The sequence below is a fragment of the Streptomyces sp. NPDC000229 genome, assembly GCF_040300825.1.
Lineage (GTDB): Bacteria > Actinomycetota > Actinomycetes > Streptomycetales > Streptomycetaceae > Streptomyces.
In genome coordinates this window covers 1-14,572 of the sequence record NZ_JBEPEL010000040.1, presented here as the reverse complement: position 1 = coordinate 14,572, position 14,572 = coordinate 1, and the positions used below count along the sequence as shown (strand labels likewise).

Genomic DNA, 14,572 nt, shown 5'->3' with positions numbered 1-14,572 from the left:
ACACGTGATCGAGTGGTCCGGTTCAGGTGCCGGCCTTACGGTCGAACAGTGGACGGAGCCGGCCCTGCCGACGCTCCGGAACCGACCGCTGACCCTCCGGTGAGGGATGCGCCATGACCGTACCGCAGCCGACCCCCGCACCCCGGACCACCACCCCCGAGCGGGGCGGCGGCAACGCGATGGCCCTCGTGGTCATCGCCTCGTGTCAGCTGATGGTGGTCCTCGACATCACCATCGTGAACATCGCTCTGCCGCACATCCAGAGCTCGCTGAACTTCTCGACCACGAACCTCTCCTGGGTGGTCAACGCCTACACGCTCACCTTCGGCGGCCTGCTGCTGCTCGGTGGCCGTGCCGGCGACATCCTCGGGCGCCGCCGGGTGTTCGTCTTCGGGCTGCTGCTGTTCGTCCTCGCCTCGTTGCTGGGCGGCCTGGCACAGAACTCCGGGCAACTCCTCGCCGCCCGCGCCCTCCAGGGCGTCGGCGGGGCCATCGCCTCCCCGACCTCCCTCGCCCTGATCAGCACGACGTTCAGGGAAGGCCCGGAGCGCAACCGGGCGTTCGGTGTGTTCGCGGCGGTCTCCGCGGGCGGCAGCGCCATCGGGCTCCTCGCCGGCGGCATGCTCGTCGAATGGCTCGACTGGCGCTGGGTGCTCTTCGTCAACGTACCGATCGGGCTGCTCATCGTCCTGGCCACACCCCGATGGATCAAGGAGTCCGAGCGCCACCCGGGGAACTTCGACATCACCGGGGCGCTGACCTCCACCTTCGGCATGGTCCTGCTGGTCTACGGGTTCATCCGGGCCGCGCAGGACGGCTGGGGCGATGTGCTCACCGTGGCGTCCTTCGCCGCGGCCGTGGTGATCCTCGTGGCGTTCGTCCTCGTGGAACGGCGCTCCAGACAGCCGATCACCCCGCTGCACATGTTCGCCGACCGCAACCGTTCCGGCACGTACGCCATCATGCTCAGCCTCGCCGCCGCGATGTTCGGGATGTTCTTCTTCCTGACCCTGTTCGTCCAGAACGTCCTCGACTTCAGCCCCCTCCAGGCCGGACTCGCCTTCCTGCCGGTCAGCGCGATCATCGCGGTCGGGGCGGGGTTGGCCTCCCAACTCCTGCCGCGCTACGGACCCAAACCCTTCATGGTGACCGGAGGACTGCTCGCGGCGGCGGGCCTCGCCTGGCTCACCCTGACCGATGTGCATTCCACCTACCTCGGCAGTGTGCTGGGGCCGATGCTGGTCTTCGGCCTCGGCATGGGGATGGAGTTCGTCTCCCTCACCCTGATGGCGCTGTCCAACGTCCCCACGCATGAGACGGGCGCGGCATCCGGACTCCTCAACGCCACCCAGCAGGTCGGCGGTTCGCTCGGACTGTCCATCCTGGTCACCGTGTTCGGCACGGCGAGCGCCAACGAGGCCGAGAAGCAGGTGCCCGCCTTCCTTTCCCAGGCGAACCCGTGGAGCGCCTGCGCTTCCAGCGCACCGGAGAGCTACCGCCGCCCTGGGCCGATCACGTCCTGACGTCCGGGGTCTCGGCGGCGTTCATCGTCGCGGCCATCTTCACCGCCGTCGCGGCGGTCATCGCCCTCCTGGTCATCCAGGTGCGCCCCTCCGACATCGAGCGCCTCAAGGGCGGGCTGGGCCCGGGCGGTGTGTGACCGGGCCGCGCGCACCGGCAGGGCGGGCCTCCGCGGACCCCGGCGGAATCGCCGCCCGCCGCCTAGAATCGCGGGGCATGGAGCAGATACCGCACGGCTCGCCCGAGGATCCCAACCCGCTCCGGCGGCTCTCCCTGGAGCAGCTGCGCCGCCGTACCAGCGTGAAGTGGCGTACGTACCCCGACGACGTACTGCCCCTGTGGGTGGCCGAGATGGACGTGCCGCTGGCCGAGCCCGTGGCCCGGGCGGTCACCGACGCGGTCGCCCTCGGAGACACCGGTTACCCCGCCGGGACGGGCTACGCCGAGGCGCTGGCGGCGTTCGCGAGCGAGCGGTGGGGCTGGCCCACGCTCGCGGTGGACCGCACCCGGCTCGTACCCGACGTGATGCTCGGCATCGTCGAGGTGCTCAAGCTGATCACCGGCCCCGGTGACGCGGTCGTGGTCAACTGCCCCGTCTACAACCCGTTCTACCTGTTCGTGGAGCACATGCAGCGCCGTGTCGTGGAGGCACCGCTCGACGCGCGGGCGCGGATCGACCTGACCGTACTGGAGGACGCGTTCCGGCAGGCCGTCGCGGGCGGGCGACGCGCGGCGTACCTGCTGTGCAGCCCGCAGAACCCGACCGGCACCGTGCACACCGCCGAAGAACTGGCCGCGGTGGCGGCGCTCGCCGGCCGCTACGGCGTACGCGTCGTCGCCGACGAGATCCACGCCCCCGTCGTGTCCCGCACGGTGCCGTTCGTGCCGTACCTGAGCGTCCCGGGCGCCGACAGCGGCTTCTCCCTGATGTCCGCGTCCAAGGGCTGGAACCTGGCCGGGCTCAAGGCCGCGCTCGCGGTGGCCGGACCGGCCGCCGCCGCCGACCTGGCGGCGATGCCGCCCGAGGTGGGCCACGGGCCGAGCCACCTCGGCGTCATCGCCCACACGGCCGCCCTCCGGGACGGCGGCGACTGGCTGGACGCCCTGCTGGACGGGCTGGACGAGAACCGGCGGCTCCTCGCCGACCTCCTGGCCAAGCACCTGCCCGGCGTACGCCACCTGCCGGGGGACGGTACGTACCTGGCGTGGCTGGACTGCCGGGCGCTCGGCCTGGGCGACGACCCGGCCGCCGTCTTCCTCGAACGCGGCAGAGTCGCCCTCCACCCCGGCCCGCCGTGCGGCACCGGGGGCGCCGGCCACGCCCGCCTCAACCTCGCCACCTCACCCGAGGTGCTCACCGAAGCGGTACGGCGCATGGCCGACGCCCTGTGAGGCCCGCCCCTACTCGGCCTCACGCGACGCCGGGGAGCCGGTCATGTACGTCGACCACACCCGCAGCGGCAGGAAATCGGCCCGGTCCGACTCGCTCCCGCCCACTCCGTTCATGGGCAGCAGCCCCTCCGTACCGGGCCGGCTGCGGAACACCGTGACGGCCGTGGACAACCGGCCGGTGTAGCCGACGAACCAGGACGCGGGGACCTGGTCCTCGGCACCGGTCCGGCCCGCGGAGACCGGGGGCAGGGCACGGATGGCGTCGGGGGCCATCACATCCACGGCCACGTCCCGCAGCGCCTCCGACACCTCACGCGCCACCTCCGTGTCCAGCACCTGCCGCGCGTCGGGCCGCTCCAGCCCCTCCAGCGGCGTGCCCAGATGGCTGACCGCGGTGACGGAGTACGGGTCGGTCTGCCGCCCCTCGGCGGCGAACGTGGCATACGCCCCCGCCATCCTGATCGCGCTCGGGGTCGACGTTCCGGTGGAGAAGGACGGCTCCAGGGGAGCCATGCTCAGCGGTAACAGGCCGGAACCGACGGCGAGATCACGCACCTTCCGCAGCCCCACGGCCTCGCCCAGCCGCGTGTAGAGACCGCTGTCGCCCCGGGCCAGCGCCTGGCGCAGCGCGGGAGGCGCGTCGTCGACGGAACCGACCCCGTGCTGCAGCGCCGCCGCGAGGACGAACGGTGTGAAGGCCGAACCCACCGGCACACCGGCCGTGTCGGCGTTGTTGGTGAAGTGCTTGGTCGCGTCGGACCCCCCGTACAGCGCCAGCACCGCCCCGTCGCCCGGCCGGATCGACGCGGCGCCGATCTCCACGTCACGGTCGGCGATCCGGCGGGCCGGGTCGAGCGAGGTCTGCCGGACCTCCTCCACCGTCGCCCGCAGCCGGTCCACCTCCCGCTTGTCGAAGGTGGTCCGGATCCGGTACCCCCCGCGTCCCAGCTGTTCGGTCGTCAGCCCGGTGCGGTTCTTGATGTACTTGTTCGCCACGTCGACCAGATAGCCGATCTGGCCGGACAGGTTGGTGGAGACCGACTCCGGCCGGGGCTCGGGGAAGACGGTGTACTTCGCCCGCTCCGCCTCCGACATGTACCCGAGCTCCACCTGACGGTCCAGGACGTACGCCCATCGCTCCACGGCCCGGCGGTGGTGGGCCTCGCTCAGCGAGGGGTCGTACAGCTCACCGCCCTTGAGCAGCGCCGCCAGCAGGGCGCTGCGGGAGGGGTCCAGGTCCTTGGCGTCCATGCCGTAGTAGGCCACCGCCGCGGCCTGCACACCGTAGGCGTTCCGGCCGAACCAGCTGGTGTTGAGGTAGCCCTGGAGGATCTCCTGCTTGGACAGCGACCTGGACAGCTTGACCGCCAGGCACAGTTCCCGCAGCTTGCGGTCGAGGGTCTGCTCCTGCGTGAGGTACGTGTTCTTCACGTACTGCTGCGTGATGGTGGAACCGCCCTGCACCTCCTGGCCGCGCGCCATGTTCACCACGGCCCTGGCCAGGCCGCGCACCGAGAACCCGGGGTCGCTGTAGAAGGTGGCGTTCTCGGTGGCGACCACGGCGTTCTGCAGGGACGGCGGAATGTCGGACAGGGGCACGTTCTGCCGGTTGACCGGCCCGACACTCACCATCTGGGTGCCGTCCGCCCAGTAGTACACATTGGCCTCGGCCCGCGCGTAGGCGTTCACATCGGTGATCTGCACCGTGGAGTACACATGGCCCACCAAGGCGGCGAGCGCGGCGAAGCCGAACAGTACGAGGCCTAGCGCCTGGCGCCATGACGGGATGTACCGGAGCGCCCCCCGGCGGCCCCGCCGCGGGTAGTCGATCCGCAACCGGCGGCCAGTTCCCGCCGGTCTTCTCGCCGGCCGTCGGCCCGTCGGCGACGGGCCGACCGCCGGTCGGCCTTCCGGCAGCGGGCTTCCCGGCAGTCCGCGCGGGACCCACGCCTTCCGCCCCCAGCGACGCAGCACGGCTCATCGCCCCCCTTTCCGTACGGGTGACTTGCTCGTCCCCTACTACGGGACACGGCAGCCACCCGTTCAGGCAGGCGTGGGGGAGGGGCGCCCGGCTCTCAGTTGCCGAGGGGCAGGCCTGCGGGCAGGCCGCCGAGCAGGCTGCCGCCGACCGGCAGCGGGGACGCCTGCCCCGGGGAGTCGGGGGACGTGCTGAGCGGTCCCGTGGTGTTGAGGTCGGTCACGATGGGCGCGCCGACGGAGGCGGGCGGCTGCTCCCCGGCCACCGCCGGGGTGACGGTGGCGACGCTCGCGCCCGCGATCGAGGCGCAGACGGCGATCAGACGGGTGCGGGGGTGACGGGACATGACGTGCTCCTGGGTGTGAGGGGGGAAATGGCCGAATTCAGCGGCCGGAATGTGCAACGAACCGGGCGGGCCGACGACACGGCCCGCCCTTCGCCCCCTCCCGCTCACCCTCTCCTCAGGGTGTGGTCAGCTCGTAGAACCCCCTTCCGAACGTGGCCGCGACCAGACGGTGGTGGCCGGCGTCGTACTCGATGTCGTCCACCGGGACGGCAGGCATGCCCCGGCCGAGGCGGAACCACTGCCTCCCACCCGATACGGAGGCGAAGACGCCCTGGTCGGTGCCCGCGTACAGAAGGTGGCCGCGTGCGACGACGAGGTCGTTGACGGGGGCGTCCGGAAGGTTGCCGGACAGGTCCTTCCAGCGCTTCCCGCCGTTGGTGCTGCCGTACACATGGGCGAGCGGCGAGCCGGAGCGGTACCCGGAGTGGGTGGTGTAGACGCGGTCGGGGTCGGCCGGGTCGACGACGACCCGGGTCACCCAGGGGCGGCCCTCGGCGAGCTTGGTCCATGTCCCGCCCAGGTCCTTGGTGACCCATACCCGGCCGTCGTCGGTGCCGGCGTAGACCGTCCGGCCGTCACCCGCAGGGGCGATGGAGGTGATCGTCCCGTAGTTGGTGTAGATCGGGTCCGGGCCGGGGCCGCCCGACAGGTCGGGGCTGATCGCCTGCCAGGTCACGCCGCCGTCCGTGGAGCGGTTGACCACCTCGGAGCCGTAGTACAGGACCTTCGGGTCGCGGGGGTCGAAGACCACGGGCGTGAACCAGTTGCGCCGCTTGAACACCGTCTTGTCGGCGAAGTACGTGAGGGTGTCACCGCCGTCCGTGGACCGGAAGCAGTTGCCGTACTGGTAGCAGGCGAACACCTTGTCCACGTCCGTCGGGTCGATGAGGTTCTCCTCCCCGTCCCCGCCGAGGTACTCGTTGAAGCCGTCACCGCCCCAGGAGCGCAGCGAGCCGTTGTCCTGGGACCCGCCGGAGATCCGCGAGGTGTCCTGAGGGCTGATGGCCGCGCTGTAGAGCTGGGTGTACGGCTCGTGGCGGGCCTTGGCCCAGCCGCCGTCCCCGTTCGCGTCGGACCGGTAGACGCCACCGTCGTTGCCCAGGTAGACGCGGCCCGGCCGGCGCGGGTCCCAGACCATCGCGTGCTGGTCGACGTGGATGGTCGAATCGTCGTACGTCCAGGTGGCGCCGGCGTCCTTCGAGGTCATCAGCGGCACCCCGGCGACGTGCACATGCCTGGCGTCCTCCGGGTCGGTCCACACCTTCCCGAACCACCAGCCGAAGCTCGACTGGGACCCGGTGAGGTTCTCGTCCGCCGGGGTCCGGCTCCAGGTGTCCCCTCCGTCGGCGGAGGTGTAGAAGCCCTCGAAGGGGCCGCTCGTCCTGTTGACGATGGCGTAGAGCCGGTCGCCCGCCACGGCGAGGCCGATGCGCCCCACGTCGGGCCCCCGCGGGGGCAGGCCACCGCCGAGACGCTGCCAGGTCTTCCCGCCGTCGCCGCTGCGGAAGACACCGGAACCGACCCCGCCGTACGTACGCAGCTCCGGCGTGCGGCGGTGGTCCCACAGCACGGCGTACACCTCGTCACCCTGCACGAACACCTCGGTGGCGCCGGTGAATCCGTTCTCGCCGGCCAGGATCCGCCGCCAGGTGTCCCCGCCGTCGTCCGAGCGGTACACACCGCGGTCACCACCGCCGTTGTAGAGCGAGCCGGCGGCGGCCACGTAGATCCGCCGCGGGTCGGCCGGGTCCACCGTGATGGCGCTGATCGCCCCGGAGTCGCGCAGCCCGATGGGCCGCCAGTGGGCGCCGCCGTCGGTGCTGCGGTAGAGGCCCGTTCCCTCGTAGGTGATGCTGCCGCCACCCGGATTGGGTTCGCCGGTTCCGGCGTACAGCGTGCCGTCGGGCGCGGTGGCGATCGCCCCCATGGCCTGCGTCCAGCCGTCCGGCCACACGGAGCTGAACGTCTGTCCGGCGTCCGTGCTCCGCCACACGCCGCCACTGGCCGCGGCGGCGTACACGGTGTCGGCACGCTTGGGGTCGAGCGCGAGCGACACGATCCGCCCACCGATGTTCGTCGGCCCGACGGACTTCCAGCGCCCGCCCACCGTGGGGAGCCGTCGCGCCTGCGCGGCGGCTTCGTCATGGGCGTGGCGTGGAATCGACTGTCCCGGCAGGGTCTTCTGCAGGTACCGGTACTCGGCCGGTGCGGCGGGCCCCCGGACGGGCCGGTACACGTCGGGCGGACCGGGTGGCGCCGCCGTCGCGGCCACGGGCGCCGCCAGGAGGGCGAGGCCCGTGAGCGGTGCGAGGACCAGGTGGAGCAGACGTCTGCGCATGGACACCCTCTTCGTCGTCATGGGCATGGTCATCTCAAGCCGTGCTGACGCTACGAGAGGGACCAGGGCAACAGAAGGGCGTGCACCGGACTTTGTGGCGGCCGTGCTCCGTGGTGCACGGCGGACGGAACGGCCCCTGACCGTCCCGTCCTCATGCCGAGACGAAACGGCCCAGCTCCTCGCCGCGGAGCCGGCCCGGCGGCAGTCTCCGGCCGAACGCGACCAGCAGGAGATCCTGCGCCGCGCCGTACAGCGGGCTCCCCGTGCCGAAGGACCAGTCGAGGTCGTCGGCGCGGAGCTGGACGCCGTCCAGGCGGGCTCCGAAGAACCGTGCGCTTCGCGGGGTGACGCTCTCCGGGACCACACGGACAAGGTCCTCCGGTACGCGGCGGTCGAGGCCGAGCGCGACGGTGATGTCCAGGCCGTGCACGACGTCGTGGCCGAGCGCCGGCTCGGAGAAGGCGGCCGCGTCCCGGCGGGCACAGCGGTTGGTCATCCGGTGAAGGCTGCCGCGCGCCTTCACGAGTTCGACGACCGTGCGGGGGAGGGAGTGGAGGAAGCCCATCGACATATGGGCCGCGACCTCCCGTACGCGCCATCCGGCGCACAGTGTCGGCGCGTCCCACGACGCGACGGGCAGAGCGTCCAACAGGGCTGCCGGCTCCCTGCGTTCGGCCGCGATGGCGGATGTGATGCGACGACGGGTCGTGATCTCCATGGTTCCCAGGGTTTTCCCGGGACCGGCCATAAGTCCGAGAGAGGGTTCTTCTCGCCACTGGAATCACCAGTTATGGATCTTCGGCAGCTGCGGTACTTCGTCACGGTGGTGGAGGAGGCCAACTTCACCCGCGCCGCGGCCCGTCTGCACCTCGCCCAGCCGGGCGTGAGCGCCCAGATCCGTCAGCTCGAGAAGGAAGTCGGGCAGCCGCTGCTCGACCGCTCCGGCCGGTCGGTGACCCTCACGGAAGTGGGGGAAGCCGTACTGCCCTACGCGCGGGCCGTGCTCGCCACCGCGGACGGGGTGCACAAGACCGTGGAGGAGTTCACCGGCCTGCTGCGCGGGCAGGTCACGCTGGGTCTCGTTTCGGGCGCCGCCACGCACGAGTTCGGCGTGGCCGCGGTCCTGGCCGACTTCCATGACGCCCACCCCCAGGTCGAGATATCCCTCACCGAGGACACCTCGCAACGGATGCTCGCCGCCCTGCTCCGCGGCGAACTGGACATCGCCCTGCTCGGTCTCGCGGACGGAAACCCCCCCCGCCCGGCACCGGCCTGCGCGGGGTCCTCGACGGCGCGTGCGTGGAGGCGGGCTTCCGGCCCCGTATCGCCTTCGAGGCCGCCGCCCCGTCGCTCCTGGCCCGGCTCGCGGCCCGCGGCCTCGGCGTGGCCCTGCTCCCGGCACTGCCACTCGACGCGGCTCGGCCCTGCGGCTGCGGACGCTGCGGATCACCGATCCGCCCCTGCGCGGCCGGGTCGCCCTCACCTGGCGCACGCACGGCCCGGCGTGCCCCGCCGCCAGGGCCCTCCTCGGCCGACTGCGTACAGCGTTCGCCTGACGTGGTGAGCGACCGCAGAACTACGTCTTTGGTGCCGGTCCACCCGGGTCCGCGGTCGGATTCGCCACGCCGACAGGGAAGTTAGCGTCACACCATGCGTATAGGACTACTTGGCACCGGAAACGTCGCACGAGCACTCGCCCACGGCTGGAGTGCCGCAGGACACGATGTGCTCCTCGGCTCACGTCGGCCCGAGGACCGGGCAGACCTCGGCCTCCCCGTGGCGGGACTGCGCGAGACGGCCGCCCACGCGGAGGTACTGGTCAACGCCACACCCGGAGCCGTCTCCGTGGAACTGCTGCACTCCATTGGGGCGCCGGCGCTGGCCGGCACCCTGCTGATCGATGTGGGGGTCGGCCTCTCCGACGACTTCACCGAACTCTCGCACCCCAACAGCAGCCTGGGCGAACAGATCCAGGAAGCCTTCCCCCTGACACCCGTCGTCAAGACGCTGTGCACCATGGACTCCACCGTCATGACCGACCCGGACGTTCTCGACGGACCGAGCACCGTCTTCCTCTCCGGCGACGACGCCGAAGCGAAGAAGACCACCGGCCGGTTGCTCACCGACCTCGGCTGGCCCCCGTCGTCCCAGCTGGACATCGGCGGCATCACCACCGCACGGGGGCAGGAACACTTCGCCCTGCTCTTCATGGGCATCGCGGGCGGTCTCGGGGCCCACACGTTCAACATCAACGTGGTCACCCGCCCTGCTGCTCAGGTTCTGCCCTCTTGACGTGATGGCCGGCAGGCCCGGGTGGCGCGGTCCTCAGAGGGAGCGCGCCACCCGGAACCCCACGTCGTCGATCCGCAGGGTCGGGTGGCTGCGGCGCCGCACCGAGGCGCGGCAGCTCCAGCGCTCGTCGAACCACCCGCCGCCCCGCAGCACCCGATAGGTGCCGTAGACCTCGGGGTCGTAGAGGTCCCAGCACCACTCCCACACATTGCCCAACATGTCGTACAGGCCCACCGGTTGGGAACCCTGCCGCCCACGTCGTGGATCCGCTCGTCCGAGTTGCCGCGATGCCAGGCGATCTCGTCGAGCCGCCCGTACCGCGCCCCGGTCGTACCGGCACGGCACGCGTGCTCCCACTCGGCCTCGGTGGGGAGCCGGTACCCGTCACAGGACGTGTCCCATTCGACGTCGTCGGTGTCCGTACGGAGGCGATACGCGGGTACCAGACCGTCCCGCTCGGACAGGGCGTTGCAGAACCGGACCGCGTCCCACCAGGACACCTCCTCGACCGGCAGCCGGCCACCGCGCGGCGCTTCGCCGGGCCGCTGGCCGGTGACGCGTGCGTACACCGCCCGGGTGACCGGGAACGCCCCCAGCCGGTAGGGCGCGACGCCGACCCTCCAACTGCGCCGGGTCCGCCGGTCCGACAGTGTCACCTGCCCCGCCGGGATGGTGACCATCTCGCTGTCCACCATCTCGCTGTCCCCGCTCACATCCATGATCACGTAATCCTACCGGCGCCCGAGGGCCCGGTCGCGATCATTGTGGCGCGTACCGGCTCGCCAGGACGGCGACGGCCTCGGCGACCGCCCGCTGCAACTGAGGGGGACCGGTTTCTTCACCGCCAGGCACGGCGAACCGTGCCGTCACCTGCGTCTTCGACGACGAGCCGGGCTGACGCTCGGTCAGTCCGGGGGCCGCGGCCGTGGATGTCCGGCGGACTTCGATCATTGACCTGATCTCGAACAGCGCCGTAGGGTACATATCACCCCACCACGCCGATCGCTCCTTGGGCGTCCCATGGTCCTTCTGGCCCTTGCCTCACGTGCCCGCCGCCGGGCCGCCGCCTTCGCAGGCTCGGCTCTCCTGGCCTCGAGCCTCACGTTCATGCTGTCGGCGTGCGGCTCCAGTGGCCCCGAGCCGGGCCAACAGGTGAGCCGACAGGCCGACCGGCCGGCTGCCGCGGTGTCCCTGGAGCTCACCGGCGCCTCGCTCGCCGATGCGGTGAAGGCCCAGGCCACGGCGGTGCAGAAGCAGGTGGCGGCCGAACGTGAGACGCGCGCCAAGGTCTGCACGACCGATCCGGCCGACCGGGCGGCCTGCCGGAACCCGAGCGGCACGATCGACCCCCATGGGGGAGACCTGGACGGCGACGGCGTCTTCGAGCCGCACGAGCCCGTCGGCCCCGGCAACAAGGACCCCCGCGCATACGACGGTGGCAAAACGTCCGGGGAGACGCAGTGCGAGTGGCTGCGCTCGCAAGGCAAGCCCTGCTGAGACCGCGCGACTGTGTCCGCGTGCCGACGGTCACGTCCCGAGCGGCCCCAGGGACGGCCGGGGATCGGCGGACGGGCGGGTCGACGGACGGCCCCGCGTCGAGGGACGCCCTCCCGGCACGCGTCAGGGGCCGGAGGGAGGCGGGCACACGGATAACGCTCCGTTCCCGGTCTCCCTCCGGCCCCGCGACCGCCTCACACCATCACCACCGCCGCGCCGCCGGCACGGCATAGCGCCGTGCCCGCGCCGAGGAAGGGTCCGGTGCCGGTCCTGTCAGCGGTCGCCCGGCCTGATGCGGCCGCGCCAGCCGCCGGATTCGCCGCCCTGGCCTTCGATGAAGTCCTTGAACCGCCGCATGTCGCCCTTCACGCGCCGGTCGATCGTGCCGGTGAGGTCTGCGGCCTTCTCCGCCATGCCGCTGGTCTCCACGTCCATCACCAGCTCCACGCGCGTGTGCGTGTCGTCCAGGCGCTGGAAGCTGACCACACCCTTCTGCTGGGTGTCGCCGCTGATGGTCCTCCACGCGATCCGCTCGTCGGGCAGCTGGTCGACGATCTCGGTGTCGAACTCGCGCCGCACTCCACCGATCTTGGTCTTCCAGTGGTTGTGGCGGTCATCGACCTGGATGACCTCCTCGACGCCCTCCATGAAGTTCGGGAACTCCTCGAACATCGTCCACTGGTTGTATGCGGTGTGGACGGGGACCTCGACCTCGACAGCTTCCTTTACCGTGCTCATCAGCGTCTCCTCGTTCCCGGTCTGCGGCGCGGCAGGGACCTGCCGCGCACGTCGGCCGGTGGTGCGGGTACCCGTCCACGTAGATCTATGCGTGCCGGTTCGATGAGCGCCGGTCCGATCGCGTGAAGGTGCCCCCGTCGGTGGCTCAGCGCCGGACGTTCTTGAACAGCACCTTCACGCCGTCCTGGTGCCGGCCACCTTCGGCCTGGACGAGTACGTGTACGGGACGCTGCGCGCGGGTGCCTTCCGCGCCATGGACAAGCTGGGTCTGGGCAGCCGGGCGCAGGCCGTCGTGGTGGCGCACGAGACGGGCCTGGTGACACCGGGCGGCGGCTGACCCGGTGAACCGAACGGTGCGGCGGCACGTATGGGAGGGCGACTTCTGTTTTCGCACCGGTACGGCATTGGGGGCCATGGATGAAGCACGGGCGGCGCACCCTCCGGCGGGCCATCAGGCTGGCGGCCGTCGGAGGGCTGCTCTGCGGCGGGCTGATGGTGTCGCACGCGGTGGCGGGTGGGACGAGCACGGGCGGCCGCACGGCCGCCGACGCCGCCCCACCCGCCGGCGTGGCAGCGGATCTCGTTGCGCGGCTGGGTACTTCGCGTACCGCCGGAAGCTGGATCGGGGCGGACGGCCGCCCGGTCGTCGCGGTGACCGACGATGCCACGGCCGCCGAGGTCCGCCGCGCGGGAGCGCGGGCCGAGGTGAAGCGGTACAGCATGGAGGACCTCGGCACAGCGACCGAGACCCTGGAGCGGGCCCCCAGGGTGCCCGGCACCGCCTGGGTGGTGGACTACGCCTCCAACCAGGTGAAGGTGTACGCGGACCGCACCGTCTCCGCCACCGACTGGTCGCGCATGTCCGACGTCGCCCACCGGGCGGGCGATGTCGTCCGCATGCAGCGTACCCAGGGCGAGTTCACCACCAGGATCGATGGCGCGGTCCCCATCTTCAACGGAACCGGTCGTTGCTCGGTGGGCTTCAACGTCACCGACGGCCGGGACAACTTCATTCTGACGGCGGGGCATTGCGGCCCGGAGGGCACCCGCTGGTTCAGCGGCGACCAGGGCCTCGACGGGCAGATCGGCACCACCGTCGCCCGCAGCTTCCCGGGCAAGGACTTCTCCCTCGTCCGCTACGACGACCGCGACGCCTTCGACGGAACCAACGCCGTGGACATCGGCCAGGGCCGCAGCGTGCCCGTCGTCGGCGCGGCCGACCCCGTCGTCGGGCAGGAGGTCTTCCGCAGCGGCAGCACCACCGGACTGCGTTCGGGACGGGTGACCGCGCTGAACGCCACGGTGAACTACCGCGAGGGCACGGTGACCGGGCTGATCGCGACCACGGTCTGCGCCGAGCCCGGGGACAGCGGCGGCCCGCTGCTGGCGGAAGGCCTCGCGCTGGGGGTGACCTCGGGCGGTAATGGCGACTGCACGGAGGGAGGCATGACGTTCTTCCAGCCGGTGACCTCGGCGCTGACCGCGCTGGGCGTACGGGTCATCGACGGGCGCCTCGCGGCCGACCGGAGCACCGTCGCCGCTCCGTCCACGCCTCCCTCGGCACCTCCGTCCCCCGGTGGCGCCGCGCCGCCCGCCCAGGCCGCCGCACCACCGGGTGGCGGCACGGGGCAGCGGACGGTCACCGGGATCGTGAGTGCGCGCGAGCTCATTCCGGGCCTCGGAGTCATCGGCGTCAGCCTGCTCGCCCTGCTCGGCGTCGGCCGGCTCCTCGCGGAGCGCGCCGACCGCGACCACCTCCGCGCGCACTACTCCCAGCATTGGGGGTGACGCTGGATGGATTATCTGGTTCGTGTCGAATAATCCGGTTATCGACCTACGTGCTTAAGGTGAGCCCGCTGAAGCCACCCCCCTACGCTTGGGAGACATAGCAATGGGTCAGTTCGCACGTACCTGGGGCGCCGGAATCACCGCCGCCGCGCTGATCGCCGGCTCGGTCGGGACGGCCGTGGCGGTCTCGTCCCCGTCGTCCGCGCCGAACAAGCCGGCGGTCGTCGGCACCGCACTCACGACCGCGTCGGCCAACGCCACGGTGAAGAGCGTGAGAGCGTGGCAGCAGTTCCGCATCCGCGGCGTCGTCAAGAGCCTGCGGCCGGGCAGCAAGGTCACCCTCCAGCAGAAGCAGAACAGGCGCTGGGTCTCGCTCCCCGCCTCCATGAACACGACGTCCCGCTCCACCTACAGCATGCGCGTCGTGCTCGGCATGAAGGGCCACAACAAGCTGCGTCTCGTCGACAGCCGCAAGCGAGTCGTCTCACCCGTCATCAACGTCTGGGTGCGCTAGGGTCTTTCGTTTGGATCAGGCTGGATCAGGGAGTGGCGTCTGGTGCCGTGCATCGCAAGGCGGAGGTGGGGGTCCCCCGCCGAAGGCAGGGGGAGGAGCCACTGCGGAGCATGGGCGACCGACGACAACGCCGCGAGGTGCGGTGTCCAGGCGTCACGAGCCCAGCAA

General features: G+C 71.5%; 10 protein-coding genes and 4 pseudogenes. 8 read left to right on the top strand and 6 right to left on the bottom strand.

All coding sequences use genetic code 11. The annotated features are described in order from the left end of the window. The first annotated feature begins 179 nt into the window (after positions 1-179). Positions 180-1,660, top strand: a pseudogene (locus ABT360_RS20150) (MFS transporter). Between the two features lie 77 nt (positions 1,661-1,737). Beyond that, on the top strand, positions 1,738-2,913 hold the full coding sequence (locus ABT360_RS20145) for a MalY/PatB family protein (protein WP_351817969.1): 1,176 nt from the start codon (positions 1,738-1,740) through the stop codon (positions 2,911-2,913). 9 nt (positions 2,914-2,922) lie between these two features. Here the strand turns inward: ABT360_RS20145 and ABT360_RS20140 are convergent, their stop codons facing one another. The 4 genes from ABT360_RS20140 to ABT360_RS20125 form a co-directional block, all read right to left on the bottom strand. Next, a complete protein-coding gene (locus ABT360_RS20140) occupies positions 2,923-4,749 on the bottom strand; it encodes a transglycosylase domain-containing protein (protein WP_351817966.1) in 1,827 nt (608 codons plus the stop codon). A 239-nt stretch (positions 4,750-4,988) separates the two neighbouring features. Then, complete coding sequence (locus ABT360_RS20135) at positions 4,989-5,237, bottom strand: hypothetical protein (RefSeq protein WP_351817963.1); 249 nt, start codon at positions 5,235-5,237, stop codon at positions 4,989-4,991. Positions 5,238-5,352: 115 nt separating this feature from the next. Next, positions 5,353-7,575: a WD40/YVTN/BNR-like repeat-containing protein gene (locus ABT360_RS20130; protein WP_351817960.1), complete on the bottom strand. Its 2,223-nt coding sequence runs from the start codon at positions 7,573-7,575 to the stop codon at positions 5,353-5,355. A 151-nt stretch (positions 7,576-7,726) separates the two neighbouring features. Continuing rightward, positions 7,727-8,293 carry a maleylpyruvate isomerase N-terminal domain-containing protein gene (locus tag ABT360_RS20125; protein ID WP_351817957.1) on the bottom strand — a complete coding sequence of 189 codons (567 nt, stop codon included), beginning with the start codon at positions 8,291-8,293 and terminating at the stop codon, positions 7,727-7,729. A 72-nt stretch (positions 8,294-8,365) separates the two neighbouring features. Here ABT360_RS20125 and ABT360_RS20120 point away from each other — a divergent pair. Beyond that, positions 8,366-9,131 (top strand): annotated as a pseudogene (locus ABT360_RS20120) (LysR family transcriptional regulator). A 94-nt stretch (positions 9,132-9,225) separates the two neighbouring features. Further along, a complete protein-coding gene (locus tag ABT360_RS20115; RefSeq protein WP_351817954.1) occupies positions 9,226-9,867 on the top strand; it encodes an NADPH-dependent F420 reductase in 642 nt (213 codons plus the stop codon). A gap of 33 nt (positions 9,868-9,900) precedes the next feature. On the opposite strand, the pseudogene ABT360_RS20110 reads toward ABT360_RS20115, so the two are convergent. Further along, a pseudogene (locus ABT360_RS20110) lies at positions 9,901-10,547 on the bottom strand (formylglycine-generating enzyme family protein). Between the two features lie 427 nt (positions 10,548-10,974). Between ABT360_RS20110 and ABT360_RS20105 the strand changes: the two are divergent. Beyond that, entirely contained in the window at positions 10,975-11,364 is a 390-nt protein-coding gene (locus ABT360_RS20105) for a hypothetical protein (RefSeq protein WP_351817951.1), read from the top strand. Positions 11,365-11,637: 273 nt separating this feature from the next. Here ABT360_RS20105 and ABT360_RS20100 read toward each other — a convergent pair whose 3' ends face one another. Then, positions 11,638-12,102, bottom strand: coding sequence for an SRPBCC family protein (locus ABT360_RS20100; RefSeq protein WP_351817948.1), 465 nt, complete (start codon positions 12,100-12,102; stop codon positions 11,638-11,640). Between the two features lie 247 nt (positions 12,103-12,349). Between ABT360_RS20100 and ABT360_RS20095 the strand changes: the two are divergent. The 3 genes and pseudogenes from ABT360_RS20095 to ABT360_RS20085 all read left to right on the top strand — a co-directional run. Next, a pseudogene (locus ABT360_RS20095) lies at positions 12,350-12,439 on the top strand (DNA-binding response regulator); the annotation flags it as partial. A gap of 80 nt (positions 12,440-12,519) precedes the next feature. Continuing rightward, the gene (locus ABT360_RS20090) at positions 12,520-13,890 is read left to right on the top strand and encodes a S1 family peptidase (protein WP_351817945.1); all 1,371 of its coding nucleotides are present in this window, start codon (positions 12,520-12,522) and stop codon (positions 13,888-13,890) included. A 103-nt stretch (positions 13,891-13,993) separates the two neighbouring features. Next, positions 13,994-14,404 (top strand): hypothetical protein, encoded by a 411-nt coding sequence (locus tag ABT360_RS20085; RefSeq protein WP_351817942.1) that lies wholly within the window; start codon positions 13,994-13,996, stop codon positions 14,402-14,404. Positions 14,405-14,572: the final 168 nt, after the last annotated feature.

Excerpts from the sequence above, each read along its gene's own strand:
- ABT360_RS20145 (WP_351817969.1), top strand. The coding sequence starts at position 1,738 with ATGGAGCAGATACCGCACGGCTCGCCCGAGGATCCCAACCCGCTCCGG.
- ABT360_RS20135 (WP_351817963.1), bottom strand. The coding sequence starts at position 5,237 with ATGTCCCGTCACCCCCGCACCCGTCTGATCGCCGTCTGCGCCTCGATC.
- ABT360_RS20130 (WP_351817960.1), bottom strand. The coding sequence starts at position 7,575 with ATGCGCAGACGTCTGCTCCACCTGGTCCTCGCACCGCTCACGGGCCTC.
- ABT360_RS20125 (WP_351817957.1), bottom strand. The coding sequence starts at position 8,293 with ATGGAGATCACGACCCGTCGTCGCATCACATCCGCCATCGCGGCCGAA.
- ABT360_RS20115 (WP_351817954.1), top strand. The coding sequence starts at position 9,226 with ATGCGTATAGGACTACTTGGCACCGGAAACGTCGCACGAGCACTCGCC.
- ABT360_RS20105 (WP_351817951.1), top strand. The coding sequence starts at position 10,975 with ATGCTGTCGGCGTGCGGCTCCAGTGGCCCCGAGCCGGGCCAACAGGTG.
- ABT360_RS20100 (WP_351817948.1), bottom strand. The coding sequence starts at position 12,102 with ATGAGCACGGTAAAGGAAGCTGTCGAGGTCGAGGTCCCCGTCCACACC.
- ABT360_RS20090 (WP_351817945.1), top strand. The coding sequence starts at position 12,520 with ATGAAGCACGGGCGGCGCACCCTCCGGCGGGCCATCAGGCTGGCGGCC.
- ABT360_RS20085 (WP_351817942.1), top strand. The coding sequence starts at position 13,994 with ATGGGTCAGTTCGCACGTACCTGGGGCGCCGGAATCACCGCCGCCGCG.